General features: G+C 69.2%; 25 protein-coding genes. 11 read left to right on the forward strand and 14 right to left on the reverse strand.

Annotated elements, in window-relative coordinates:
* Window positions 1-56 precede the first annotated feature (56 nt).
* The 5 genes from ACVFYP_RS25630 to ACVFYP_RS25650 are packed head-to-tail and all read left to right on the forward strand — an operon-like array spanning window position 57 to window position 7,384.
* Complete coding sequence (locus ACVFYP_RS25630; protein WP_499203018.1) at window positions 57-1,700, forward strand: hydantoinase B/oxoprolinase family protein; 1,644 nt, start codon at window positions 57-59, stop codon at window positions 1,698-1,700.
* Window positions 1,697-2,677: a Bug family tripartite tricarboxylate transporter substrate binding protein gene (locus tag ACVFYP_RS25635; protein WP_499203019.1), complete on the forward strand. Its 981-nt coding sequence runs from the start codon at window positions 1,697-1,699 to the stop codon at window positions 2,675-2,677. Before ACVFYP_RS25630 ends, ACVFYP_RS25635 begins: the two co-directional genes overlap by 4 nt.
* Window positions 2,674-4,770: a hydantoinase/oxoprolinase family protein gene (locus ACVFYP_RS25640; protein WP_499203020.1), complete on the forward strand. Its 2,097-nt coding sequence runs from the start codon at window positions 2,674-2,676 to the stop codon at window positions 4,768-4,770. Before ACVFYP_RS25635 ends, ACVFYP_RS25640 begins: the two co-directional genes overlap by 4 nt.
* Complete coding sequence (locus tag ACVFYP_RS25645) at window positions 4,767-5,723, forward strand: branched-chain amino acid transaminase (protein ID WP_499203021.1); 957 nt, start codon at window positions 4,767-4,769, stop codon at window positions 5,721-5,723. The genes ACVFYP_RS25640 and ACVFYP_RS25645 overlap by 4 nt, the downstream gene beginning before the upstream one ends.
* Window positions 5,720-7,384 (forward strand): thiamine pyrophosphate-binding protein, encoded by a 1,665-nt coding sequence (locus ACVFYP_RS25650; RefSeq protein WP_499203022.1) that lies wholly within the window; start codon window positions 5,720-5,722, stop codon window positions 7,382-7,384. Before ACVFYP_RS25645 ends, ACVFYP_RS25650 begins: the two co-directional genes overlap by 4 nt.
* Here ACVFYP_RS25650 and ACVFYP_RS25655 read toward each other — a convergent pair.
* The gene (locus ACVFYP_RS25655; RefSeq protein ID WP_499203237.1) at window positions 7,381-7,698 is read right to left on the reverse strand and encodes a winged helix-turn-helix transcriptional regulator; all 318 of its coding nucleotides are present in this window, start codon (window positions 7,696-7,698) and stop codon (window positions 7,381-7,383) included. The two genes, ACVFYP_RS25650 and ACVFYP_RS25655, sit on opposite strands and share 4 nt — an antisense overlap.
* A 121-nt stretch (window positions 7,699-7,819) precedes the next feature.
* Between ACVFYP_RS25655 and ACVFYP_RS25660 the strand changes: the two genes are divergently transcribed.
* Together ACVFYP_RS25660 and ACVFYP_RS25665 are read left to right on the forward strand one after the other, a co-directional pair.
* Complete coding sequence (locus tag ACVFYP_RS25660; protein ID WP_499203023.1) at window positions 7,820-8,149, forward strand: nuclear transport factor 2 family protein; 330 nt, start codon at window positions 7,820-7,822, stop codon at window positions 8,147-8,149.
* A 92-nt stretch (window positions 8,150-8,241) separates the two neighbouring features.
* Window positions 8,242-9,348, forward strand: coding sequence for an NAD(P)/FAD-dependent oxidoreductase (locus ACVFYP_RS25665; RefSeq protein ID WP_499203024.1), 1,107 nt, complete (start codon window positions 8,242-8,244; stop codon window positions 9,346-9,348).
* Here the strand turns inward: ACVFYP_RS25665 and ACVFYP_RS25670 are convergent.
* Genes ACVFYP_RS25670 through ACVFYP_RS25680 form a run of 3 tightly spaced genes read right to left on the reverse strand, consistent with a single transcriptional unit; the run spans window position 9,338 to window position 10,728 of the window.
* Window positions 9,338-10,048 (reverse strand): metal-dependent hydrolase, encoded by a 711-nt coding sequence (locus tag ACVFYP_RS25670; RefSeq protein ID WP_499203025.1) that lies wholly within the window; start codon window positions 10,046-10,048, stop codon window positions 9,338-9,340. The two genes, ACVFYP_RS25665 and ACVFYP_RS25670, sit on opposite strands and share 11 nt — an antisense overlap.
* 52 nt (window positions 10,049-10,100) lie before the next feature.
* On the reverse strand, window positions 10,101-10,511 hold the full coding sequence (locus ACVFYP_RS25675; RefSeq protein WP_499203026.1) for a PaaI family thioesterase: 411 nt from the start codon (window positions 10,509-10,511) through the stop codon (window positions 10,101-10,103).
* 10 nt (window positions 10,512-10,521) lie between these two features.
* Window positions 10,522-10,728 carry a DUF4169 family protein gene (locus ACVFYP_RS25680; RefSeq protein ID WP_499203027.1) on the reverse strand — a complete coding sequence of 69 codons (207 nt, stop codon included), beginning with the start codon at window positions 10,726-10,728 and terminating at the stop codon, window positions 10,522-10,524.
* 81 nt (window positions 10,729-10,809) lie between these two features.
* On the opposite strand from ACVFYP_RS25680, the gene ACVFYP_RS25685 reads away from it, so the two are divergent.
* Together ACVFYP_RS25685 and ACVFYP_RS25690 are read left to right on the forward strand one after the other, a co-directional pair.
* Window positions 10,810-11,469, forward strand: a complete 660-nt coding sequence (locus ACVFYP_RS25685) for a dienelactone hydrolase family protein (protein ID WP_499203028.1) — start codon at window positions 10,810-10,812, stop codon at window positions 11,467-11,469.
* A 5-nt stretch (window positions 11,470-11,474) separates the two neighbouring features.
* Window positions 11,475-11,693: a hypothetical protein gene (locus tag ACVFYP_RS25690; RefSeq protein WP_499203029.1), complete on the forward strand. Its 219-nt coding sequence runs from the start codon at window positions 11,475-11,477 to the stop codon at window positions 11,691-11,693.
* A 36-nt stretch (window positions 11,694-11,729) separates the two neighbouring features.
* Here ACVFYP_RS25690 and ACVFYP_RS25695 read toward each other — a convergent pair whose 3' ends face one another.
* The 8 genes from ACVFYP_RS25695 to ACVFYP_RS25730 all read right to left on the reverse strand — a co-directional run bounded on the left by ACVFYP_RS25695 (window position 11,730) and on the right by ACVFYP_RS25730 (window position 18,884).
* A complete protein-coding gene (locus ACVFYP_RS25695; RefSeq protein WP_499203030.1) occupies window positions 11,730-12,701 on the reverse strand; it encodes a Bug family tripartite tricarboxylate transporter substrate binding protein in 972 nt (323 codons plus the stop codon).
* A gap of 26 nt (window positions 12,702-12,727) precedes the next feature.
* The gene (locus tag ACVFYP_RS25700; RefSeq protein ID WP_499203031.1) at window positions 12,728-13,534 is read right to left on the reverse strand and encodes a sugar phosphate isomerase/epimerase family protein; all 807 of its coding nucleotides are present in this window, start codon (window positions 13,532-13,534) and stop codon (window positions 12,728-12,730) included.
* The gene (locus tag ACVFYP_RS25705) at window positions 13,534-14,679 is read right to left on the reverse strand and encodes a dihydrodipicolinate synthase family protein (RefSeq protein WP_499203032.1); all 1,146 of its coding nucleotides are present in this window, start codon (window positions 14,677-14,679) and stop codon (window positions 13,534-13,536) included. Before ACVFYP_RS25705 ends, ACVFYP_RS25700 begins: the two co-directional genes overlap by 1 nt.
* A gap of 3 nt (window positions 14,680-14,682) precedes the next feature.
* The gene (locus ACVFYP_RS25710; protein ID WP_499203033.1) at window positions 14,683-15,837 is read right to left on the reverse strand and encodes a Gfo/Idh/MocA family protein; all 1,155 of its coding nucleotides are present in this window, start codon (window positions 15,835-15,837) and stop codon (window positions 14,683-14,685) included.
* Between the two features lie 15 nt (window positions 15,838-15,852).
* Window positions 15,853-16,893, reverse strand: coding sequence for a dihydrodipicolinate synthase family protein (locus tag ACVFYP_RS25715; protein ID WP_499203034.1), 1,041 nt, complete (start codon window positions 16,891-16,893; stop codon window positions 15,853-15,855).
* Between the two features lie 61 nt (window positions 16,894-16,954).
* Window positions 16,955-17,188, reverse strand: coding sequence for a hypothetical protein (locus tag ACVFYP_RS25720; protein WP_499203035.1), 234 nt, complete (start codon window positions 17,186-17,188; stop codon window positions 16,955-16,957).
* Between the two features lie 30 nt (window positions 17,189-17,218).
* The gene (locus tag ACVFYP_RS25725; protein ID WP_499203036.1) at window positions 17,219-17,872 is read right to left on the reverse strand and encodes a TetR family transcriptional regulator; all 654 of its coding nucleotides are present in this window, start codon (window positions 17,870-17,872) and stop codon (window positions 17,219-17,221) included.
* Window positions 17,859-18,884: an NAD-dependent epimerase/dehydratase family protein gene (locus ACVFYP_RS25730; protein ID WP_499203037.1), complete on the reverse strand. Its 1,026-nt coding sequence runs from the start codon at window positions 18,882-18,884 to the stop codon at window positions 17,859-17,861. Before ACVFYP_RS25730 ends, ACVFYP_RS25725 begins: the two co-directional genes overlap by 14 nt.
* Before the next feature lie 83 nt (window positions 18,885-18,967).
* Here ACVFYP_RS25730 and ACVFYP_RS25735 point away from each other — a divergent pair, with 83 nt between their 5' ends.
* Together ACVFYP_RS25735 and ACVFYP_RS25740 are read left to right on the forward strand one after the other, a co-directional pair.
* The gene (locus ACVFYP_RS25735) at window positions 18,968-19,909 is read left to right on the forward strand and encodes an SMP-30/gluconolactonase/LRE family protein (protein WP_499203038.1); all 942 of its coding nucleotides are present in this window, start codon (window positions 18,968-18,970) and stop codon (window positions 19,907-19,909) included.
* A gap of 158 nt (window positions 19,910-20,067) precedes the next feature.
* A complete protein-coding gene (locus ACVFYP_RS25740; RefSeq protein ID WP_499203039.1) occupies window positions 20,068-20,319 on the forward strand; it encodes a DUF3126 family protein in 252 nt (83 codons plus the stop codon).
* Window positions 20,320-20,421: 102 nt separating this feature from the next.
* Here the strand turns inward: ACVFYP_RS25740 and ACVFYP_RS25745 are convergent, their stop codons facing one another.
* Both ACVFYP_RS25745 and ACVFYP_RS25750 read right to left on the reverse strand, forming a co-directional pair.
* The gene (locus ACVFYP_RS25745; RefSeq protein WP_499203040.1) at window positions 20,422-20,733 is read right to left on the reverse strand and encodes a hypothetical protein; all 312 of its coding nucleotides are present in this window, start codon (window positions 20,731-20,733) and stop codon (window positions 20,422-20,424) included.
* Window positions 20,734-20,784: 51 nt separating this feature from the next.
* Window positions 20,785-22,854, reverse strand: a complete 2,070-nt coding sequence (locus tag ACVFYP_RS25750; RefSeq protein WP_499203041.1) for a protein-disulfide reductase DsbD family protein — start codon at window positions 22,852-22,854, stop codon at window positions 20,785-20,787.
* Between the last annotated feature and the right edge of the window lie 30 nt (window positions 22,855-22,884).

A 22,884-nucleotide genomic window follows, 5' to 3' on the forward strand; every position in this document is an offset into this window, starting at 1 on the left:
GGCAGGGCCAGGGTGGGGGCACCCTGCCGCGAACCGTCCGGGAGTCGTCCACCCCCATGTCCGCCCGCTTCGATCCCGTCACGCTGCAGATCCTGTGGAGCCGGCTGATCTCGATCGCCGATGAGGCGGCGGCGGCGCTGCTGCGCACCTCCTTCTCCACCATCGTCCGCGAATCCAACGATTTTGCCACGGTGCTGATGGATGCGGAGGGCAACAGCCTGGCGGAGAACTCCATCGGCATTCCGAGTTTTGTGGGCCTGCTGCCGCGCACGCTGAAGCACATGCTGGCGGAATATCCGCTGGAGGAGCTGCGGCCGGGCGATGTGCTGATGACCAATGATCCCTGGATGGGGACCGGGCATCTGCTGGACATCACCACGGCCATGCCGGTGTTCCACCAAGGCAGGCTTGTGGCCTTTGCCGGCGCCACCTCCCACATGCCGGATATCGGCGGCACGCTATGGTCGGCCGATTGCACCGAGGTCTTCGAGGAAGGGCTGCGGATTCCGCCCACGAAATTCCTGGTCCAGGGCCAGGAGAACCGGGAGGTGGTGCGCTTCATCCGCGGCAATGTGCGCGTGCCGGACCAGGTGATGGGCGACATCCAGGCGCAGATCACCGCCATCACCGTCTGCGCCCGGCGGGTGGTGGAATTTTTGGGGGATACCGGCCTCGCCGATCTCACGGCCCTGTCCGCCACCCTGCAATCCCGCGCCGATGCGGCGATGCGCCAGGCGATCGCCGCGCTGCCGGACGGCACCTGGCACGGCACGGTCTACGCGGATGGCTATGAGGAGGCCGAGACGCGCATCCAATGCGCGGTGACCATCGCCGGCGACAGCCTCAGCGTGGATTACGCCGGCACTTCCCCGCAGATCGCGCGCGGGCTGAACAGCGTGATGAACTACACCTACGCCTATACCGTCTATCCGCTGAAATGCGCGCTGGACCCGATGACGCCGCGCAACGAGGGCAGCTACCGCGCCATCGGCGTGACGGCGCCGGAAGGCAGCATCCTGAACCCGCGCTGGCCCGCCGCGGTGAATGCGCGGCACCTGACCGGGCTTTTCCTGTCCGGGGCGCTGTACAAATGCCTGGCGCAGATCGCACCGCAGCTGGTGGTGGCGGACAGCGCCTCCCCAGCGCCACGTCCCGTCACGACCGGGCTGGATGCGCGGGGCGAGCGCTTCAGTCAGGTGCTGTTCGGCAGCGGCGGCATGGGTGCGACCCAGGGTCGCGACGGGCTGAACACCACTGCCTTCCCGACCAATAGCGGCTCCGGCTCCATCGAGGCCTTCGAGGCCTCCGCTCCCATCCTGGTGTGGCGCAAGGACCTGCTGCCGGACAGCGGCGGGCCGGGCCAGTTCCGCGGTGGGCTGGGCCAGGAGATTGAGCTGGAGGTGATGACCGACCAGCCGGTGCGGCTTTCCCTGATCTCCGACCGCATGAAGCATCCCGCGACCGGACTGGATGGCGGCGGTGCGGGCGCGCCGGCCCTGGTGCAGCTGCAGGATGGCCGCAAGCCGCATCCGAAGTCGCGCAGCATGCTGGCGCCGGGGGATCGGCTGACCATGCATCTGGGCGGTGGCGGCGGCTATGGCGACCCGGCGGCGCGGGACCCGATGGCGCTGCAGCGGGACATCGCGGATGGTTACGTCACGCCCGAGGGGGCGCAACGCGACTACCGGAGGAAACAATGACCCATAAGATCACCCGCCGCGCTTTGGCGGCGGCGATGGCGGCTGTCCCATTCGCGGCCCGCGCCCAGGCCCCCTGGCCGACCCGGCCCTTGCGCATGATCGTGCCCTTCGCGCCGGGCGGTGGGTCCGACACGCTGGGCCGGCTGCTGGCGACGCCGCTGGGCGCTGAGCTGGGTCAGCCGGTGGTGGTGGAAAACCGCGCCGGCGCCGGCAGCCAGATCGGCGCGGAAGCCGTGATGCGCAGCCCGCCGGATGGGTTGACGCTGCTGCTGGGCGACACGCCGTTGGCGACCATCCCGGCGGTGCAGGCGGCGACTGGCCAGGCGGTGGCCTTCGACACGGGGCGCGACTTTTCCGCCATTGCGACGCTCGGCGTGGCGCCCGCGCTGCTGGTGGTGTCCAGCGCCTCGCCCTTCCGCACGACACGCGATCTGCTGGAGGCGGCAAAAGCACGGCCGGAGGCGGTGAACGTGGCCTCCGGCGGCACGGCGACCAGCACGCATCTGATGATCGAGCTGTTGCAGATGCGCAGCGGCGTGAAGGTGACGCATGTGCCCTATCGCGGCACCGGCGCGGCGCTGCCGGATGTGCTGAACGGCACGGTACAGGCGATGATCCAGGCCATGGCCACGGCGGCACCGCTGGTCGCTTCCGGGCAGATGCGGGTGATTGGCGTGGCGGCGGAACAGCGCCTGCCGGCGATGCCGGACGTGCCGACGCTGCGCGAACAGGGCGTCGATCTGGTGGCCGGCTTCTGGTGGGGCGTGCTCGGCCCGGCCGGCATCCCCGCGCCCATCGTGGCCCGGCTGCGGGAGGCGATCGACAAGTCGATGGCGACGGAGGCGGTGCAGGCGCGGCTGCCGGCCCTGGGGCTGGAACGCCTGCAGATGGGCCCGGACGCGTTTCGCAGCATGCTGGTGAGCGAGACGGCGCGCTGGCGCGAGGTTGTGACGACGGCGGGGATAAAGCCTGAATGACGGATGTTTCTCGCCCGCTGCGCATTGGAGTCGATGTCGGCGGCACCTTTACCGATTTCGTGCTGGTGGATGACGCCACCGGCCGCGTGCTGACCGGCAAGCGGCTGACCACGCCGGATGATCCGGGTCGCGCCATCCTGGAAGGCATCTCCCGCATCCTGTCGGAAGCGGGGGCAGCCATCGGCGATGTGCGGCAGGTGGTGCATGGCACGACGCTGGTGACCAACACCGTCATCGAGCGCAAGGGCGCGCGCATCGGCCTGATCACCACGCGCGGCTTCCGCGACAGCCTCGAGATGGGGCGGGAGATGCGCTACGACCTGTATGACCTGTTCCTCGACAAGCCGGAGCCGCTGGTGCCGCGGCCGCGCCGCCATGCGGTGACGCAGCGCCACGATGCGCGGGGGCGCGAATTGGTGGCGCTGGTGGAATCGGAGGTGCGGGATGCCGCGCGTGCCCTGCGCGCGGATGCGGTAGAAGCGGTGGCGGTGTGCCTGCTGCACAGCTACCTCGACCCCGCGCATGAACGGCGCGTCGGTGCCATCCTGGCGGAGGAATTGCCGGGCGTGCCCGTCACGCTCTCCTCCGAGGTGGCGCCGGAGATTCGCGAATATGAGCGTGCGAATACCGCCTGCGTGAACGCCTATGTGCTGCCGCTGATGGATCGCTACCTGGCGAGCCTGGAGGCGGAGCTGCGGCGGCGCGGGCTCGGCGGACCGCTGCATCTGATGCTGTCGGCGGGCGGAATCGCCTCGGTGGGCTATGCGCGTGCCAACCCCGTGCAGTTGATCGAAAGCGGGCCGGCCGCCGGCGCCACCGCCGCGATGCATTACGGCCGCATCGCCGGCGTCGCCGACATGATCTCCTTCGACATGGGCGGCACCACTGCAAAAATGTGCCTGATCGAGAAGGGGGAGGCGGAGCATGCCTCGACCTTCGAGGCGGCGCGGGTGCGGCGTTTTCGAAAGGGCTCGGGCCTGCCGCTGAAGGTGCCGGTGATCGACCTGATCGAGATCGGCGCGGGTGGTGGGTCCATCGCCCATGTGAATGCGATGGGACTGCTGAATGTGGGGCCGGAGAGCGCGGGCTCCGTGCCCGGTCCGATCTGCTACAATCGGGGCGGCACGCAGCCCACCGTGACGGATGCGGACCTGCTGCTGGGCTATCTCTCGCCAGAGTATTTCCTCGGCGGCGAGATGGCGCTGGACCGCGCGGCGGTGGAACGCGCGATGCAGGATCATCTGGGCCAGAAGCTCGGCATGACGGCGCTGGAAGTTGCGGCGGGCATCCACAGCATCGTCAATGAGAACATGGCCGCCGCCACGCGCATGTATGTGGCAGAGAAGGGCCGCGATCCGCGCCGCTACGCCATGCTCGCCTTTGGCGGCGCCGGGCCGGTGCATGCCTATGGATTGGCGAAACTGCTGAAGCTGTCGCGAGTCATCGTGCCGCAGGGCGCGGGCGTTGCCTCGGCGCTGGGCTTCCTCGTCGCCGCGCCGGCGATCGATCTGGTGCGCTCCGGCGTGCAGCGGCTGACCGCCGTGGACTGGGATGGCGTGGCCGGGAAATTCGCGGAGATGGAAGCCGAGGCGCGCGCGATGCTGCTGGATGCCGGCGCCGCGCCGGGCGACGTGCAGTTCCGCCGCAGCGCCGACATGCGCTATGCCGGCCAGGGTTTCGACATCAGCGTGCCGATCCCGGAGGCGGCGGATGCGGCCGCGGTGGAAGCCGCCTTCCGCGACACCTACTTCGGGCTGTTCGACCGCCGTATCACGGGCGTGGCGATGGAGGTGCTCTCCTGGCGCCTGCACGCCACGGCCAGCCGCCCCGCGGTGCCGGAGGGTTTCACCCCGCCATCGGGCGAAGGCGCCGCGTTGAAGGGCCATCGCAACGTCTGGTTCGCGGAGACGGGCCTCGCCCCCTGCGCCGTCTATGACCGCTATCGTCTGCCCGTGGGCGAGCGCATCGCCGGCCCGGCGGTGGTGGAGGAACGCGAATCCACCGTCGTTATCGGCCCCGACGCGCAGATCACGCGCGACATCCACGGCAATCTGCTGATCGATATCACCTATCCGGAGGACACAACCCCATGAGCAAAGCGGCGGATTACGCCTGGCTCGACGGCAAGCTGGTGCCCTGGGCCAATGCCACCATGCACATCTCCACCGAATGCGTGCTGCGCGGCGAGAATGTGTTTGAGGGCATCCGCGCCTATTGGAACGAGGAGCAGCAGGAGCTTTTCACCTTCCGCCACGCCGACCACATCGCAAGGCTGCGGCAAGGCGTGCGCATCATGCGTATGACGATTCCGTATTCCGATGCGGAGATCGAGGCGGCGAGCCTCGAACTCATCCGCGCCTGCAACTACCGGGAGACGATCCACTACCGCCCGGTGGTCTATTTCGCGGAAGGCGAGCTGACGCATTACCTGCCCAGCGAAATCCGCACCGGCTTCTTCATCCTGGCCTTCTCCATGCCGTCGAAGAAGGTGCAGGAGACCGGCGTGAAAAGCGCCATCAGCACCTGGCGGCGCAACAGCGATCTGTCCTCCCCATCCCGCATCAAGTCGGGCGCGAACTACCACAACTCCCGCCTCGCCTATATCGAGGCGCGGATGAACGGCATGGGTCCGCCGGTGATGCTGAACGCCGCCGGCAAGGTGGCGGAAGGCCCCGGCGCCTGCGTGATGATTGTGCGACATGGCAAGCTCATTACCCCGCCCGTCACCGCCGACATCCTGGAATCCATCACGCGCGAGACGCTGATGGAATTGGCGCGGGAGGAGTTGGGCATGGAGGTGGTGGAGCGCGATGTCGACCGCTCCGAACTCTATGTCGCCGACGAGGCTTTCTTCTGTGGCAGCGGCGCCGAGGTGCTGCCGATGGTCTCGATCGACCATTACGACATCGGTGACGGCACGCCGGGCCCGACCACACGGAAGCTGCAACAGCTCTACAACGACGCGGTCCGCGGAAAACTTGAAAAATACCGGCATTGGCTGACGCCGGTCTGGCGCAGCAATGCGGCGAAGGTGGCCGCCGAATGACGCGCAGTGTTGGAAGGCTGGTCGCCGAAAGCCTCGCCGCGCATGGTGTGGATCTGCTGTTCTGCGTGCCGGGCGAGAGCTTTCTGGGCCTGACGGATGCACTGGTGGATGTGCCGGCGCTGAAGCTGGTGGTCTGCCGGCACGAAGGCGGCGCGTCCTACATGGCCGCGGCCGATGGGCGCATGCGCGCCGGGCGCGCTGGCGTCTGCATGGTCTCGCGTGGCCCCGGCGTCTCCAACGCCATGATCGGCCTGCACACAGCCTTTCACGACGCCATCCCGATGGTGCTGCTGATCGGCCAGGTGGAACGCCGCGACCGCGGCCGGGGTGCCTTGCAGGAACAGGATTATGCAAAATATCTGGCGGATACGGTGAAGGCCGTCATTCCGGTGGATATGGCGATGCAGGCCAGCGAGGCGATCGCGCGCGCCTTCCACCTCGCCGAATCCGGCACGCCCGGCCCGGTGGCCGTGGTGCTGCCGGAGGATGTGCTGGACGACGACGCCACCGAAATCCCGCTGGCCAAGCCTCGCATCCGCGCCACCCCTGGTCCGGCGCCTGCCCAGGTGGAGGAGCTGACCAGGCGTCTGGCCGCCGCGCAGCGCCCGGTGGTGCTGGTCGGCGGCGCCATGGATGGCCCGCCGGAGGCGCTGGCCGCGCTGAAGCGCCTGGCGGAGGAATGGTCGCTGCCCGTCGCGCCGACGCATCGCCGCCCCCACCTGTTCGACAGCCACCACCCCAACTATGCCGGCTATATCGGCAACCGCGTGCAGCCGCCGCTGATGGCCGCGCTGCGCGAGGCCGATCTGCTGGTGGCGCTGGGGGAGCGGATGACCGATGTGGTCAGCCAGTCCTACACCTGGCCCACGGCGCCCGACCCGCAGATCCCGCTTGTGCATGTCTGGCCCGATCCCTCCGAGCTCAACCGCGTTTTCCGCGCCGACCTGCCCATGGCCTGCGACCCCGCGCTGCTGGTGGAGGCGTTGCTCGCCCGCAAACCGCCCGCGACGCCCCCCGGCCGCGCCGCCTGGATCGCGCGACTGCACGGGTTGCACCGCGACCTGACCGCACCGCGCCACGATCCGGCACCGGATGGCGTGAATTTCTCCGCCGTCTGCATCGCCGTGGCGGCGCGGATGACGGCGGATGCGGTGCTCACCACCGATGCCGGCAATTTCACCAGCTTCGTGCACCGCCACATTCCGTTCCGGCCGGGCCAGATGTTTCTCGGGTCCGCCGTTGGCGGCATGGGGGCAGGGATGCCGATGGCGGTGGCGGCCAGCATCCGGCATCCGGGGCGGCAGGTCATCGCGGTCACCGGCGATGGTGGCGCGTTGATGACGGGCAATGAGATCGCCACCGCCATGCGCCACGGCGCCGCGCCGGTGCTGCTGATCTCCGACAACCGCACCTATGGCTCGATCGGCATGCACCACGCCAACCGCTATCCCGGCCGCAACTATGCCGATGCGGCGGATCTGGTGAACCCGGACTTCGCCGCCTGGGGCCGCGCCTTCGGGGCGGAGGGTTTTGTCATCCGCACGGAAGATGACATCGGCCCCGTTCTGGATGCCGCGCTGGCGCCGCGCCGGGTGCCGGCGGTGGTGCATGTGCACGCCTCCGCCTTGCAGGTCTCGGCCTGGAAGCGGCTGAAGGGCTAGTCAGGCGCGGGCTGGGCGGGCCGTCGGGCCGCCCAGTCCAGCAGGGCGTCCAGCACGGGGCACAACGCCTCGCCCCAGGCTGTCAGCCCATACTCCACCCGCGGCGGCACCTGCGCATGCAGGGTGCGGGTGACGATCCCGTCGCGCTCCAACTCCCGCAACTGCTGCGCCAGCATCTTCTGCGACACGGCGGGGATCGCCCGCTCCAGCTCCGAAAAGCGCAGCACGCCGCCACCGAACAGCTGGAACAGGATCTCCATCTTCCAGCGGCCGTCCAGCAGGCGTAGCGCGGCGTCCACCCCGGCGGCGGCCATTTCGGGGGTCACATCCGCCAGCTTACCTGTGGGTGAGTAGCTGACCTTTCGGTCCGTCATGGTCATGCGGCAGCCTATCGCCCATCTCCGCGGCCTGCCAACCACCGGATCGGACCGCGACATGACCCCCAGCCTGCCCCCCACGCTCGCCACCTATTTCGCCGCCAAGAACCGCCACGACACGGCGGCGTTGCTGGCCTGCTTCAGCCCTGACGCCACGGTGCGGGACGAGGGCCAGGACATCACCGGCCTGCCCGCCATTCGCGCCTGGATCGAATCGACCAGTGCCCGCTACGCCGTGCAGGCCGAACCGCTGGACTGCCGCGAGGAGGCGGGGCGCAGCCTCGTCCGCGCCCGGCTCTCCGGCACCTTTCCCGGCAGCCCGGCGGTGCTGACCTTCCGCTTCGGCCTCGGCCGGGACGGGCTGATCGACGCGCTGGAGATCGGCTGAAACCGACTTCCGCGCCACCGGCGCCACGCCCACCCCCCTCCCCGCCTGCGCCGTTTTGCCATACCCATGTGGCAACGGGCCGGGGGAACAGCATGGACCAGGTGGATTGCGTGGTGGTGGGGGCCGGGGTTGTCGGCCTCGCCGTGGCCCGGGCGCTGGCCCAGGCGGGGCGGGAGGTACTGGTGCTGGATGCCGCGGAGGGCATCGGCACCGAGACCTCCTCCCGCAATTCGGAGGTGATCCACGCCGGCATCTACTACAAGGCCGGCAGCCTGATGGCCAAAACCTGCGTCGCCGGGAAGTGGAAGCTCTACGACTATTGCGACAGCCACGGCGTGCCCTACCGCAATTGCGGCAAGCTGATCGTCGCCACCAGCGATGCGGAGGCCGAGCAGTTGGAGGGCATCCGCCAGCGCGCCGCCGCCAATGGGGTGGACGACCTGCGCTTCATCTCGGGCGCGGAGGCGCGGTCCATGGAGGCCTCGCTGTCCTGCACCGCCGCGCTGGTTTCCCCCTCCACCGGCATCATCGACAGCCACGCCTATATGCTGGCGCTTCAGGGCGATGCCGAGGATGCGGGGGCGATGTTCGCCTTTCACGCCCCCGTACTGCGCGGCCGGCTGGTGGGCGATGCGGTGGAGCTGGAGGTGGGCGGGGCGGAGCCGATGGCGCTGTCCTGCAACCTGCTGGTGAACTCCGCCGGGCTGCATGCGCCTGCCCTGGCCCGCAAGATCGAGGGCATGCCGCCCGAGCACATCCCCGGCGCCTTCTACGCCAAGGGCAATTATTTCAGCCTGACCGCGAAATCCCCGTTCAGCCGACTGATCTATCCGGTGCCGGTGCCGGGCGGCCTCGGCACGCATCTGACCATCGACCTCGGCGGCCAGGCGCGGTTCGGGCCGGATGTCGAATGGATCGACCGCATCGACTACAATGTCGATCCCCGGCGTGGGGAGCTGTTCTATGATTCCATCCGCCGCTGGTGGCCCGAACTGCCGGATGGCGTGCTGGCCCCCGGCTATTCCGGCATCCGCCCCAAGACGGTGCCGAAGGGCGCGCCGGGCCAGGATTTCGTCATCCAGGGCCCGGCGACCCATGGGGTGCCGGGGCTGGTGAACCTGTTCGGCATCGAAAGCCCTGGCCTCACCGCCTCCCTCGCCTTGGCGGAGGAGGTGATGGGGGTGCTCCCTAGAGGGTGAAGGCCACGCCCTTTTCCGGCACCAGCACCTTCGCCTTGGCCCCCGCCATCTCCCGCTCGAACAGAGAGGCATCGGGCGCGATCATGGGGAAGGTCCCGAAATGGCACGGGATGGCGGTGGTCACGCTGGGCAGGAAGCGCTTCACGGCCAGGGCGCCGCGCTTGCCGTCCATGGTGAAACGATCGCCCACCGGCACCATCGCCACGGTCGGGCTGTGCAGTTCCCCGATCAGCGCCATGTCGCCAAAAACCTCGGTGTCGCCCATGTGGTAGATCACCGGCTCGCCCTTGGCCTTCGGCGTGATCACCAGGCCGCCCGGCAGGCCGAGGTCCTGGGTGATGCCGTTCTCGTCCATGACGGAGGAGGAGTGGAAGGCGATGGTCAGGGTGACGGCGAAATCGTCCTGCTGGGTGGTGCCACCGGTGTTCATCGGGTCCATGGCCTTCAGCCCCTGGCGGGCCAGCCACATGCAGATCTCGAAATTCGCCACCACCTTGGCGCCCGTCCGCTGATGGATCGCCAGCGTGTCGCCGACATGGTCGCTATGGCCATGGGTCAGCAGCACATGGGTGGCGCCGGCGCTTGCCGCCACGGCATCGCCCTGGAACACCGGGTTGCCGGTCAAAAAGGGGTCGATCATCACGACCGAATTGCCGAATTCCAGGCGATAGGCCGAATGCCCGAACCAGGTGATTTTCATCCATCGTCTCCGTCTGTCGCTGCTGCCTTCTAGACCAGAGGCGCGTCCCGCGTCACCGCGCGGCCAGAATCTTCCAGACGCCGGTGGCGGCCACCACGCTGGTATCGCCCGCCTTCAACAGGCCGCGGACGAAGACCACGCTGCGGGTCTGCCGTGTGATCTCCCCCGACCCCACCAGGAACTGCCCCGGCATGGCAGCGGCCAGGTAATGCAGGTCGAGCTGAATGGTGGCCAGGTTCATGCCCCCGCCGATCGCCTTCCGCACCATCAACCCCAGGCTGTGATCCATGAAGGTGGCCAGGATGCCGCCATGAATGACGCCGCGCCCATTGGCGTGGTCCGCCCGGGCCTGGAAGCCGTATTCGTCCCCCTTCACCCAGAGCGGATCGACCACGGCGGGAAGGCCGGAGGGGGTGCGAAGGGTCCAGCCATGCTGGGCGGGGTCGAAATCGGGGTTGTCCATGCCCGGCAGATCAGCCGCTTTGGTCGTTCCCGTCCAGGGGGCCGGGGTCCCGCTTCGCGCCATCCAGCAGCGCCTGCCGCCGCGCCTCCGCCTGCCGGTCGGCCAGCTTTTCGGCCTTGCCGCGCCCATGCTTCACCCGATTGGCGGCGGCTTCCGCCTGGGCCTGCTGCTTGGCCCGCGCCTTGCGCGCATGGTTGAGGTTGACGAGGTCGCCCATGCGGGGAGACTAGCATCCAACCGGCCGCGGATGCGATCCTGCCCCCCGCCAAGGCCCGAAAACCTTCTGACGGGAAATGCCATGCAGATCGAGCTGACCGCCGCCGACGGCCACCGCCTGAACGCCTACCGCGCCGGCCCGGCCGATGCGAAACGCGCCCTGGTCGTGGTGCAGGAAATCTTCGGCGTGAACCGCCATATGCGCCATGTCTGCGACGCCCTGGCCGCCGAAGGCTACGCCGTGATCTGCCCGGCCCTGTTCGACCGCGTGGAGCGCGGGGTGGAGCTGGGCTATGCGGCGGAGGATGTGGCCCGTGGCCGCGACCTGCGCGCCAAGGTGGATGAGAAGGGCACGATGCTGGACATCGAGGCCGCCGCCGCCGCGCTGCCCGGCACCAAGGGCATCGTCGGCTATTGCTGGGGCGGCACCATCGCCTGGTGGGGCGCGACGCGCAGCACCAGCTTCAAGGCCGCCTGCGGCTGGTATGGCGGCGGCATCGCCGGCACCCGCACCGAGGTGCCCGGCTGCCCCGTGCAGCTGCATTTCGGGGAGGTCGATGCCTCCATCCCGATGAGCGATGTGGAGCTGATCCGGGAAGCCCAGCCGGGCGTCGAGATCTTCGTCTATAAGGGCGCAGGCCACGGCTTTGGCTGCGAGGAGCGTGGGTCCTACAAGCCGGCCGATGCCGATGTGGCGCAGGCCCGCACGCTCGCCTTCTTCGCCAAGCATCTGGGGGGCTGACGGTCATGCTCGGCTATTACATCACGGCGGGGATCAGCCTCGCGCTGCTCATCATGATCCCGATCTGGACGCCCAACAGCAACCAGCCGGTCTATCCCTTTTGGGTGATCCTGCTGCTGGCGCTGGTCGTGGTGATCGTCCCGATCGTGCTGAAGCGCCGCAAGCGGGAGGGCGCGGCCCAGACCGGCGACCTAGCGGTGCGGCTGGAGGAAGTGAAGGACTGAGCGACCGGGACCCTTTCGGGTCCCGGCCTGTCAGGATCAGTTCACGGTGATCCGCGCCTCGCGGATCACGCGGCCCCATTTCGCCGTCTCGTCGCGCATGGTGGCGGCGAGTTCGGCGGGGGTGGAGGAGACGGCATCGGCGCCGGCGGCAGCCAAGCGCTGCTGCACACCCGGCTCCGCCAGAATCTCCCGCAGCACGCTGCTCAGCCGTTCCGTCGTCGCGGCGGGCAGACCGGCCGGGGCCATCACGGCGCCCCAGGAGGTGGCCTGCGCATCGGCAAGCCCGGCTTCGGCGAAGGTCGGCAGGTCCGGCAACAGGCTCGACCGCCGCGGGCCGGTGACGGCCAGCGCGCGCACCCGCCCGCCCTGCACCTGCGCCAGGGCGCTGGGCAGCTGGTCCAGCATCACCTGCACATTGCCGGCAACGGTATCGTTCAGCGCGGGCGCGCTGCCTCGATAGGGCACATGCTGCATGTCGACCCGCGCCACCAGCTTGAACAACTCCGGCACCAGATGGGTGGAGGAGCCGTTGCCGCCGGAGCCGTAGGACAGCGCGCCCGGCCGCGCCCGCAGCAGCGCCAGGAATTCCGCCAGGTTCTGGGCGGGGACGGAGGGGTTCACGATCAGCACATGGTCGGTGGAGAAGGCCATGCCGATCGGCGCCAGGTCGGTCGCCGGGTTGAAGCCCATATTGGTGTAGAGATGCGGGTTGATGGTCAGCGTGCCCGTCGTGCCCATGAGGATGGTGTAGCCATCCGCCGCGCTGCGCACGACATTCTCCACGCCGACATTGCCACCCGCGCCGGTGCGGTTTTCCACCGTCACAGGCTGGCCCAGCTTGTCCTGCATGCGATCGGCAATGACACGCGCCACCACATCGGTGGCGCCGCCGGGCGGGAAGGGCACGACGAAGCGCAGCGGTCGCGTCGGCGCCCAGCCCTGGGCGAGGGCGGGGGTCGCGAGCGCCGTGCCCAGCAGGGCGCGGCGCGTGATGCGGAAACCTGTCATTCTTGTCTCTCCCGGTTTTTTGATAGTCAGACGGCGGCGGCGTGGCGCTCCTTCAGCAGGGACAGCACCTGTTCAGGGTCCTGCTGCCACCAATGCTTCGACAGAATTTCGACCTCGGCGAAGCTGCCATAGCCCTGCGCTTCGACCATCCGGCGGATGGCGGGGATGTCGATGCAGCCCTCGCCGGGGATGCCGCGGTCGAACACCGTGTCGAGGGTCGGCACCTTCCAGTCGCAGACATGGAAGGCGGCGATGCGCGAGCCCGCGCGCGCGATCTGCGCGGTGAGCTGCGGGTCCCACCAGACATGATAGACATCGAGCGCGACGCCCATGCCCTCGCCGAACGCGTCACACAGGTCGAGCGCCTGGCCGAGGGTGGACAGCACGGAGCGGTCCGCGCAGGTCATCGGATGCAGCGGTTCCAGTGCGATGGTCACGCCCGCGGCGCGTGCCGCCGGCATGATCGCGGCCAGCCCGTCCCGCACCATGGCGCGCGCCTCTGGCAGATCCTTGGAGCCGGGTGGCAGGCCACCACAAACCATCACCAGACAGGCCGCGCCGATCGTGTGGGCTTCCTCGATGGCGCGCAGATTGTCCTCGATGGCGGCGGCGCGGCCGGCGGCGTCGGCCGCCGGAAACATGCCGCCGCGACACAACCCGGTTACGGTCAGGCCGGCATCGCGAATCTGCTTCGCGGCCGCCTGCACGCCCATCGCCTGCAGCACGTCACGCCATGGCGAGATGCCCGGAATGCCGTGCCGGGCGCAGCCCTCGATGCATTGGGAAAGACCCCACTTCTCCTTCACCGTGACGGTGTTGAGCGACATCCGCATCAGGCAGCACCGTGCAGTGCGAGCAGGTTGCGCATGCGCGCCACCGCCATATCCGGATCCCGCAGCAGCCCGGCCTTGTCGGCCAGCCGGAACAGCTCCGAGAAGTGGCGGATGCTGCGGGTGGATTGCTGGCCGCCGATCATGACGAAGTGGTCCTGGTGGCCGTTCAGCCAGGCCATGAAGACCACGCCCGTCTTGTAGAAGCGCGTCGGCGCCTTGAAGATATGGCGGCTCAGCGGGACGGTCGGCGCCAGGATGTCGTGGAAGGTCGAAAGGTCGTTCTTGGCGAGGCTGGCCAGCGCGCCGCCCACCGCCGGGGCGATGGGATCGAAGATGCCGAGCAGCGCGTCGGAATAGCCATGCTCGTCGCCGGCGATGAGTTCGGCGTAGTTGAAGTCATCACCGGTGTACATGCGCACGCCTTTCGGCAGGCGCCGGCGCATGGAGATCTCCTTCTTGTCATCGAGCAGGGAGACCTTCACGCCGTCCACCTTGTCGGCATGGGCGTGGATGACCTTCAGCGCCGTTTCCATTGCGGCCATATGGTCGTGATTGCCCCAGTAGCCTTCCAGCGCCGGGTCGAACATCTCGCCCAGCCAGTGGATGACGACTGGCTGCTTCACCTGGGACAGGATGCGGTCATAGACGCGCTCATAATCCGCTGGCGATTTCGCGGCCTTCGCCAGGGCGCGCGACGCCATCAGGATGATGCGGCCGCCCATCGCCTCGACGGCGTCGCATTGCTCCTCATAGGCGCGGATCACGTCGTCCACGGTCACGTCAGGGCCGGGGGTGAGATGGTCGGTGCCGGCGCCGCTGGCCATCACCGCGCCGGGATGGTCCTGCATCGCGTCCAGCGAGCGCCGGATCAGCTCCTGCGCCGCCGTCCAGTCGAGCCCCATGCCGCGCTGGGCGGTGTCCATCGCCTCCGCCACGCCCAGGCCGAGCGACCACAGATGTTTCCGAAACGCGATGGTGCGGTCCCAGTCGATCTTGGCGTCGAGCCAGGGGTCCTGTTCGGCCAATGTGTCCGCCACCACATGCGCGGCCGCCAGCGCCACGCGCGGAAATGGCGGTGTCGCCGTGGCAAAATCGCGCGGACCTTGCAGCGTGTAGTCGCCCTCGGGAAGCTTGATGCTCGGCATGGCTCAGACCTCCAGCTTCGGCAGGTCGACCCAGCGGCGCTCCGCCCAGCTCTGCAAGCCAGCCTCGGCGAGCTGCACGCCCTTCGCACCGGCCAGCAGATCCCAGGGATAGGTCGCGACTTCGCCGGCCAGGTATTTGAAGAACAGCTCCCACTGCACCCGGAAGCCGTTCGGCATCGGCTCGGTGTCGGGGATTTCCTGCCAGCCTTCGAAGAAGTTGATCGGCTGGGGGGTGTCGGGGCTCCAGACCGGCTTCGGTGTGTTCACGCGCGACTGCGTCCAGCACTTCTGCAAGCCGGCCACGGCGCTGCCATGCGTGCCATCCACCTGGAAGGTCACCAGGTCGTCGCGCCGCACGCGCGTCACCCAGCTGGAATTGATATGGGCGATGACGCCGCCTTCCAGCTGGAAGGTCGCATAGGCCGCATCATCGGTGTCGGCCTTGTAGGGTTTGCCGGCTTCATCGAAGCGCGTGTCGATATGCGTCGCGCCAAGGCAGGAAACGCTTTCGACATTCCCGAAAAGATTGTCGAGCACGTAGCGCCAGTGGCAGAGCATATCGAGGATCATGCCGCCGCCTTCGGCCTTCTTGTAGTTCCAGGAGGGGCGCTGCGTCGGCTGCAGGTCACCCTCGAAGACCCAGTAGCCGAACTCGCCCTTCACGCTGAGGATCTTGCCGAAGAAGCCGCTGTCGATCGCCATCTTCAGCTTGCGCAGGCCCGGCAGGAACAGCTTGTCCTGCACCACGCCGGCCTTGATGCCCTTGTCCTTCGCCAGCTTCGCGACGGCCATGGCTTCCGCGAGATTGTCGGAGGTCGGCTTCTCGCAATAGATGTCCTTGCCCGCATTGATCGCCTTGGTCAGCAGGCCGGCGCGCATCTGCGTGGTCGCCGCATCAAAGAACAGCGTGTCATTCGGGTCGGCCAGGCAGGCGTCGAGGTCGGTGGAGACGCGCGACACGCCATGCGCCTTGGCCAGCGCCTCCAATTTCTCCCGATTGCGGCCGACCAGGATCGGGTCCGGCATCACCCGGTCGCCATTCGCCAGCTTCACGCCACCATCCTTGCGGATCGCCGCGATGGAGCGGATCAGATGCTGGTTCATGCCCATGCGCCCGGTGACGCCGTTCATGATGAGGCCGATGCGACGTTCCGCCATTTTTTCAAATATCCTTCAGGAGAGCCAGGTGTTGAGGTTTGCGCGGACGAAATCGTCGTCCGTCAGATGCGGGTAGCGCTCTGACACCACGGTCAGCAGTTCAGACTGGCCGGGGGAAAGGCCTTCATTCGGGTCCAGGCACCAGATGCCTTCCAGCAGGCCAGCTCGGAAAAGAATTTCGTGGCAGCCGGCGATGACGCCGTGGAAGTCATGCGCCACGTCGAAGACGGCGGCGTTCATCTCCGTCACCTGCGCATCCAGGGCGAGCAATTCGGGCGTGGCATCCGCACCGCAGAGCCGCGCATGCAGATCGACCGCCGCCTTGGTCCAGACGCTCCAATGCCCCAGCAGCCCGCCACGTATGCGCAGCGGTTTTTCCGCGCCGGCCAAGGCGAAAGGCGTCAGCAGGTCGGCCACGATGTGGTCGTCATTGCCGGTGTAGAGCGAAATCCGATCGGCCGCCCCGGCTTCGAGCACGCCGCGCAGGACGTCGAGCGTGGCGTAGCGGTTGAAGGGTGCCATCTTGATGGCGACCACATTCTCGATCGCGGCAAAGCGCTTCCAGAAGCGCATCGGCAGTGGCAGGCCGCCCACGGCCGGTTGCAGGTAGAAGCCGAAGATGGGCATCTCGGCCGCCACCGCCTCGCAATGGGCGATGATCTCATCCTCCGACGCGCCCTTCCAGGCGGCGAGGCTGAGCAGCACCGCGTGGTAGCCGAGGCCGCGGGCGATCCGCGCCTCCCGCACCGCCTGTTCCGTGCGGCCGATGGCGCCGGCGACCAGGATCGGCGCCTCGTCGCGCTCGCTCGCCGCTTCCGCCGCCAGCGACAGCACCCGGTCGAACAACCCGACCTGGCGGATGGCGAATTGCGTGGTGTGGACACCGACCGCGAGGCCCCCGGCGCCGGCGGCCAAATAGTAGCGGCCGAGCGCCCGCTGGCGCAGCGGGTCCAGCTCCCGCCGCGCCGTCAGCGCCAGGGGCTGGGCCGGAATGGCGCAGCCGGCGCGCAGCCGCGCGAGGACGCTTTCGGGCCAATCCTGCCAGCGCAGACCCACCGTGTTGTCCTCCCCGTCGACAGTAACCAGGTGGTTACTTTGTCGCGAGGGCAGCCTGCCGTCAAGCGGGCTTCGCCGATCCCTCCACCATCTCCATCGCCGTGCGGATCGGCGCGAGGGCATTGGTGCCGCCGGGCAGGCCCGCCTGGGCCATCACCTCCTCCGCCATGGCGAACAAGGCTTCTGCCTCCTCGGGCTGCAGCACGCCTTTCACCTTCAACATGCCAACCAGCAGGCCGAGCGTGGCGCCGGTGGCGGCGAAGCGTTGCAACTCGTCATTCTTGGAGAGGTCCATTCATCACTCCTTTGTGTCGGGATGTGCGTCTCAGGGGCGCAAATAGCCCAGCACCACCTCGGCGATATGCGCCTCCCGCGCCGCGATCGCGGCCTCGGTGTCCAGCGCGGCGCCGAAGATGGTGGACAGGGTGTGCCGGTTGGCGACGTAGAAATGCCCGAGCGCCAGGATGGAGATGTAGAGCTGCATCGCATCCACCCCGGGCCGGAAGACCCCGGCGGCGGCGCCACGCTCAAGCACCGCCGTCAGTGCCTGCAACATCGGGGAATACAGCGCGGGCACATGCTCTGAGCGGCGCAGATAGGCGGCGCGGTGCAGGTTTTCCTGGTTCAGCAGGGCGACGAATTCAGGGTGGCGGCTGGTGTAGCGCAGGTTGAAGGCCACCAGCCGGGCCATGGCTTCCAGCGGCGGCAGGCTGTCCACCGACAGCTCCCGTTCCTCCTCCCGCTTGGCGGCATAGGCGCGTTCCAGCACCGTCAGCCAAAGCTCCTCCTTGCTGCCGAAATAGGCGTAGAGCATGCGTTTGTTGGCGCCGGCCCGGGCGGCGATCTCATCCACCCGGCTGCCGGCCATGCCCTTCTCGGCGAACTCCACCAGCGCCGCGTCCAGGATGCGCTGGCGCGTTACCTTGGCGCGGGGGGAGAGCTGGTCCTCCGCCCGGATGGCGGTGTTAGAAGCGGCCATCCCGCACCTCGAACTTGGTCGCCTTGCCCAGCGCGCGGCCGCCGCCCGCCACCCAATCCGCCACCCAGTCGATCAGCACCAACAGCGGCACGCGCGGATAGCCGAAGGTGGCGAAGGCGCGGGCAGCGTTGGAGAGCAGGGCGTTGGGCGCCTCGCTGCCGGCGAATTCGGGCGTGCGGTCCATGCGCGCGCCAAGCTGTTCCGCCAGCCAGCGGATGGACACGGTCTCCGGCCCCGTCACGTTCAGGATGGGGCAGGTGGCATCGGCGCGGCTGAGCGCGCGCAGCGTCCAGGCATTGGCATCGCCCTGCCAGATGACATTGGCCTGGCCCATGGCCAGCGGCACCGGCGTGCCGGCCAGCACCTTGGTGGCGATGTCGTGCAGCACGCCGTAGCGCAGGTCGATGGCGTAGTTCAGGCGGATGCCGAAGCACTTCGTGCCGCGCATGGCGGCGGCATGCTGGAAGGCGCGCTCCCGGCCGAGACAGCTCGCCGCGTAATCGCCGATGGGGGCCGGCGGCGTCGCCTCATCCGGCATCGGCCCGTTCACCGGCAGCATCGGCAGCACATTGCCGGTGGAGAAGAAGACGATGCGGGACGCCGCCCAGCGCGCCGCCACCCGCGCCGGAAGCTGGACATTCATGGCCCAGGTCAGCGCCTCATTCCCCGTGGAGCCGAATTTCATGGCGGCCATGAAGACGACGTTCGGGGCGTCCGGCAGGGCGGCGAGGGCAGCGTCTTCCATCAGGTCCGCGGTCAGGCATTCGATGCCCCAGGATTCCATGCGGTCCCGCAGCCCGGCCTCCGACCAGCGCGCCACGGCGATCACCCGCCGCCCCGGGTCCGCCCGCTTGGCCAGACGGCACAGCGTCGGCCCCATCTTGCCGGCGGCGCCGAGCACCAGGATATCGCCAGGCACCTGGGCGAGGTCGGCCAGCAATGCCGGGTCGGGGCGCGACATCACCTCCTCCAGCGCCGCCTCATCCGCGATGCGTCCTGGCAGATCGGTCATGGTTCCCCTCCCGTCCATATCGCGCCAGCATGACGAGGAGCCCGCCCGGCGCCAAGACCGCCGGCCCATAGGAGGAAGACGCGATGACCTGGCAGGAAAGCCTTCGCTACCCGGACCCCGCCATCCGCAGCCTGGACCCGGCCTTCAACAGTCTGCGGCTAGGGCTGAGCTCGGTGGAGCGGCTCTGGACCGGCAGCCGATGGGGGGAGGGGCCCGTCTGGCTCGGTGACCAGCGCTGCCTGCTCTGGTCCGACATCCCCAACAACCGCGTGCTGCGCTGGGATGAGGAGACCGGCCAGGTCACCCATTTCCGCAAGCCGTCGAACAACGCCAACGGCCATACCCGCGACCGTCAGGGCCGCATCGTGGCCTGCGAACATGGCGGCAGGCGCGTCATCCGCCACGAATATGACGGCGCCATCACCGTCATCGCCGACCAGTTCGAGGGCAAGCGGCTGAACAGCCCGAACGACGTGGTGGTGAAGTCGGATGGCAGCATCTGGTTCACCGACCCGCCCTTCGGCATCGGTGGCTTTTATGAGGGCGAGAAGCACACCCCCGAACTGCCGCATACCAACGTCTATCGCGTCGATGGCGCGACCGGAGGGATCACGCTGGTCGCCGACGATGTTGACCACCCGAACGGCCTGGCCTTCAGCCCGGACGAAAAGATCCTCTACATCATTGAGAGCCGGTCAGAGCCGCGCAACATCCTGGCCTATGACTGCGACGGCACCCGGCTGAGCAACCGCCGCGTCTTCGTGAAATGCGCCCCCGGCGAGACACCGGACGGGTTCCGGGTGGATGTGGAGGGGAACCTCTGGTGCGGCTGGGGCATGGGCGGGCCGGGTATGGATGGGGTGAAGGTGTTCAACGCCGCCGGCACCGCCATCGGCTTCATCGACCTGCCGGAACGCTGCGCCAATGTCTGCTTCGGCGGGCGGCACCGTAACCGGCTGTTCATGGCGGCGGCGCATTCGCTCTACAGCCTGTACGTGAACACCCAGGGTGCGCCCGGGGGCTGAGGCCGTGGCCGTGTCGCTGATCGGGACAGGGCCGCCGCATCGGGCGTTTGCGCCGAGGAAATGGCGGCTCCGGCGACCCATGGCCTCGCCAAGCCTCGACCTGGGCGGCCCGCGGGTGCATAGGGGGCGCCCTTTAATCGGACCGGAGAGCAACACGGATGAAGCCAGCCGAGATCGCCCGCGTGCAGGCCTATCTGCGCCGCCTGCTGGGAACGGACCGCATCACCCTTCTGGCGCCGGCTCGCCCCGGGCTTTCGGTGGAGGTCTCGGTGCAGGATGAGGTCATCGGCACCGTGCATCGCGATGATGAGGAAGGTGAGCTGTCCTACGCCATCACGCTGACGGTGCTGGAAGAAGACCTGCCGCCGGACACCGCCCCGCCGGCCGCCCCCACGCGCGGCCGCCGCTGACTTTTGCGGGCCGCAAGCCAAGACGGCGAAGCGGCTCCAGCTATTTGTTTTTGCGCATTGTCCGGGTCGCACTGCGAGGCCGCAAGGCTTGAACGCCTGGACTCAGCGCGGCCGGCCCTCGCCCGCCCCCCAGCCCGGCCGCAGCAGCAGGTTCGGCATGGGCACCTGCTGGGGCGCGGCGGAGGGTGGCACCAGGCCGCTGCCGCACGCTGGGCGGAGGATGCCGCAATCCCAGGTGAAGCGGTCCGGCCGCCCGGTCATGCTGCCGCCCTGCGTGAAGCGGCAGGCGCATAGCTTGCCGGCGATGCAGGCCGTCACACCCTCCCGCGCCGCGGTGCAGGCCGGGGGCGTCGCCTCCGCCCGCGCGGGCGGGGCGTGCAAGGCCAGGATCAGTAAAGGCAGGATGCGCCACATCGCCGCATCCTGCGGGGTCAATCCTGAAGCAAGGCTTGATGCCCGGAAAACCTACACGCCGCCGAGCGCCTCCAGCACCAGACCCTCGGTCAGGATCTGCGGCAGCACCGCGGGCGCCGCGGCGCCCGGGGCCCAGTAGAGGTACATCGGCACACCCTCCCGCCCCTGTTCGCGCAGCAGAGCGCCGATCGCGGGATCGCCGCGCGTCCAATCCGCCTTGAGATAGGCGACGTTCCGGGCCGCGAAGGCGTCCCGCACCGCCGCGCTGCGCAGCGCCACGCGGTCATTGACCTGGCAGGTGATGCACCAGGCGGCGGTGGCGTTGACGAAGACCGGGCGGCCCGCCGCGCGCAGCTCCGCCACCCGTGCGGCCGACCAGGGCTCGGCGGTGGCATCGGCGGCGGCGGCCACGGCCGGGGCGGCGGAAAGCCGCGGCAGAAGGGCCAGCGCCACCAGCAGGGCGACGCCCGCCGCCGTCACACCGGCCATCCGCAACTTGCCCGTGCCGGCCCGCTGCGCCAGGCCCAGCCCCCAAAGGCCGGCGGCCAGCACCACGGCGCCGATCAGCCCGAACAACACGCCATCCGGCCCAGCCTGCAACGCCAGCACCCAGACCAGCCAGGCCGCGGTGGCATACATCGGGAAGGCGAGCGCCTGGCGCAGCCTTTCCATCCAGGCGCCGGGCCGGGGCAGGGCGCGGGCCAGGCCGGGCATCAGGCCCAGCAGCGCATAGGGCGCGGCCAGCCCCAGCCCGAGGGCCAGGAACACCGCCATGGTCGCCGCCGGCGGCATCACCAGCGCGGCACCCAGCGCCGCGGCCATGAAGGGGGCGGTGCAGGGGGTGGCCAGCAGGACTGCGAGCCCGCCGGTGGCAAAGGCCCCGAGCGCCCCGCCGCGCCCGGCCACCGCTTGCCCGGCGCCGACCGTCCCGCCAAAGGCGAAGACACCGGATAGGTTGAGCCCCACCGCCAGCACCAGCCAGGCCATGGCGGCGACGAAGGCCGGTTCGGTGAACTGGAAGCCCCAGCCGGCGGCCACGCCCGCGGCGCGGAGCGCCACCAGCAGCCCGCCGATCGCGGCGAAGCTGACCAGCACCCCGGCGGTATAGGCGGCGGATTGCAGTCGAATGGTGCCCCGTGCCGCGCCGCCGAGCCGCGCCAGCGCCATGGCCTTCATCGCCAGCACCGGGAAGACGCAGGGCATCAGGTTCAGCACCAGCCCGCCGGCCAGCGCCAGCAGCATGGCCTGCCACAGCCCGATTCCGCCTGCGGCCACGGCGGGACCGGTCGCGGGGGCGTCGACGGTGAAGGACGCGGTCTGGCCGCCGGCATCATGCAGCAGCAGCGTCCCTTCCAGCGCCGCCGGCGCCACGCCGGGCAGCAATGTCAGGCCCAGCGTCAGCGCCCCGTTGCGCAGCGCCACGGGCTGCGGGGCGGTGTTGTCGATCAGGCCGGGTTCGTTGGGGAAGAAGAAGGCGTCGCGCACCATCTCCGCCGTCAGGCCGGTGGCGGCGAGCGTCAGGCTGGCCCGGCCCGGCGTCTCGGCGGCGGCGCTGACACCAGCTTCGGCCGACCAGGGCAGCGGGCGCGGCAGTCGAGCCGCCGCTGCCTCGAAGATCGGGCTGGTGAGGGGGGAGGGGGTCGCGCTGTCCGCCACTGGCAGGGTCAGGCGGAAGCCGCCTTCCTCCGGAATGCAGACATCGGCGCAGACCAGCCAGCTCGCCTCGGCCGACAGGGTGAAGGCCTGGCCCGGCGTCAGCCCGGCGGGCACCGAGACCCGGAGGGGCAGCAGCACCTCGTCCTTGTAGCCGAAATTCACCAGCGGCCCGTAGGGGATGCGTTCCGGCGCCGGCCAGGCGAAGGGGCCGGCGCTGGCGCCCTCCGGCAAGGTCCAGGCGATCTCCGGCGCGGCGCCGGCATCGCCGGCATTGCGCCAATAGCTGTGCCAGCCGGGGGCGAGGCGCAGCCGCAGCCCGGCCTGGAAATCCTGCCCCGGCACCACGGAGGCCACATCCGTCACCAGCGTGGCGGTGGCCCGTGGCGACCGGACGGCCTGGCTTTCCACCGCCAAGGCCGGGGTGGTGAGCAGAAGCCCGAGGAGGAAGGCGGCGCGGCGCAGCATGAGCGGGATATAGCATGCCCGCCGCCGATT

Source organism: Roseomonas sp. F4, from assembly GCF_053891155.1.

Excerpts from the sequence above, each read along its gene's own strand:
- ACVFYP_RS25685 (WP_499203028.1), top strand. The coding sequence starts at position 10,810 with ATGCAGATCGAGCTGACCGCCGCCGACGGCCACCGCCTGAACGCCTAC.
- ACVFYP_RS25670 (WP_499203025.1), bottom strand. The coding sequence starts at position 10,048 with ATGAAAATCACCTGGTTCGGGCATTCGGCCTATCGCCTGGAATTCGGC.
- ACVFYP_RS25650 (WP_499203022.1), top strand. The coding sequence starts at position 5,720 with ATGACGCGCAGTGTTGGAAGGCTGGTCGCCGAAAGCCTCGCCGCGCAT.
- ACVFYP_RS25660 (WP_499203023.1), top strand. The coding sequence starts at position 7,820 with ATGACCCCCAGCCTGCCCCCCACGCTCGCCACCTATTTCGCCGCCAAG.
- ACVFYP_RS25690 (WP_499203029.1), top strand. The coding sequence starts at position 11,475 with ATGCTCGGCTATTACATCACGGCGGGGATCAGCCTCGCGCTGCTCATC.
- ACVFYP_RS25695 (WP_499203030.1), bottom strand. The coding sequence starts at position 12,701 with ATGACAGGTTTCCGCATCACGCGCCGCGCCCTGCTGGGCACGGCGCTC.
- ACVFYP_RS25645 (WP_499203021.1), top strand. The coding sequence starts at position 4,767 with ATGAGCAAAGCGGCGGATTACGCCTGGCTCGACGGCAAGCTGGTGCCC.
- ACVFYP_RS25700 (WP_499203031.1), bottom strand. The coding sequence starts at position 13,534 with ATGCGGATGTCGCTCAACACCGTCACGGTGAAGGAGAAGTGGGGTCTT.
- ACVFYP_RS25630 (WP_499203018.1), top strand. The coding sequence starts at position 57 with ATGTCCGCCCGCTTCGATCCCGTCACGCTGCAGATCCTGTGGAGCCGG.
- ACVFYP_RS25745 (WP_499203040.1), bottom strand. The coding sequence starts at position 20,733 with ATGTGGCGCATCCTGCCTTTACTGATCCTGGCCTTGCACGCCCCGCCC.
- ACVFYP_RS25640 (WP_499203020.1), top strand. The coding sequence starts at position 2,674 with ATGACGGATGTTTCTCGCCCGCTGCGCATTGGAGTCGATGTCGGCGGC.
- ACVFYP_RS25705 (WP_499203032.1), bottom strand. The coding sequence starts at position 14,679 with ATGCCGAGCATCAAGCTTCCCGAGGGCGACTACACGCTGCAAGGTCCG.
- ACVFYP_RS25735 (WP_499203038.1), top strand. The coding sequence starts at position 18,968 with ATGACCTGGCAGGAAAGCCTTCGCTACCCGGACCCCGCCATCCGCAGC.
- ACVFYP_RS25740 (WP_499203039.1), top strand. The coding sequence starts at position 20,068 with ATGAAGCCAGCCGAGATCGCCCGCGTGCAGGCCTATCTGCGCCGCCTG.
- ACVFYP_RS25730 (WP_499203037.1), bottom strand. The coding sequence starts at position 18,884 with ATGACCGATCTGCCAGGACGCATCGCGGATGAGGCGGCGCTGGAGGAG.
- ACVFYP_RS25655 (WP_499203237.1), bottom strand. The coding sequence starts at position 7,698 with ATGGCCGCCGCCGGGGTGGACGCCGCGCTACGCCTGCTGGACGGCCGC.
- ACVFYP_RS25725 (WP_499203036.1), bottom strand. The coding sequence starts at position 17,872 with ATGGCCGCTTCTAACACCGCCATCCGGGCGGAGGACCAGCTCTCCCCC.
- ACVFYP_RS25635 (WP_499203019.1), top strand. The coding sequence starts at position 1,697 with ATGACCCATAAGATCACCCGCCGCGCTTTGGCGGCGGCGATGGCGGCT.
- ACVFYP_RS25720 (WP_499203035.1), bottom strand. The coding sequence starts at position 17,188 with ATGGACCTCTCCAAGAATGACGAGTTGCAACGCTTCGCCGCCACCGGC.
- ACVFYP_RS25710 (WP_499203033.1), bottom strand. The coding sequence starts at position 15,837 with ATGGCGGAACGTCGCATCGGCCTCATCATGAACGGCGTCACCGGGCGC.
- ACVFYP_RS25750 (WP_499203041.1), bottom strand. The coding sequence starts at position 22,854 with ATGCTGCGCCGCGCCGCCTTCCTCCTCGGGCTTCTGCTCACCACCCCG.
- ACVFYP_RS25680 (WP_499203027.1), bottom strand. The coding sequence starts at position 10,728 with ATGGGCGACCTCGTCAACCTCAACCATGCGCGCAAGGCGCGGGCCAAG.
- ACVFYP_RS25665 (WP_499203024.1), top strand. The coding sequence starts at position 8,242 with ATGGACCAGGTGGATTGCGTGGTGGTGGGGGCCGGGGTTGTCGGCCTC.
- ACVFYP_RS25675 (WP_499203026.1), bottom strand. The coding sequence starts at position 10,511 with ATGGACAACCCCGATTTCGACCCCGCCCAGCATGGCTGGACCCTTCGC.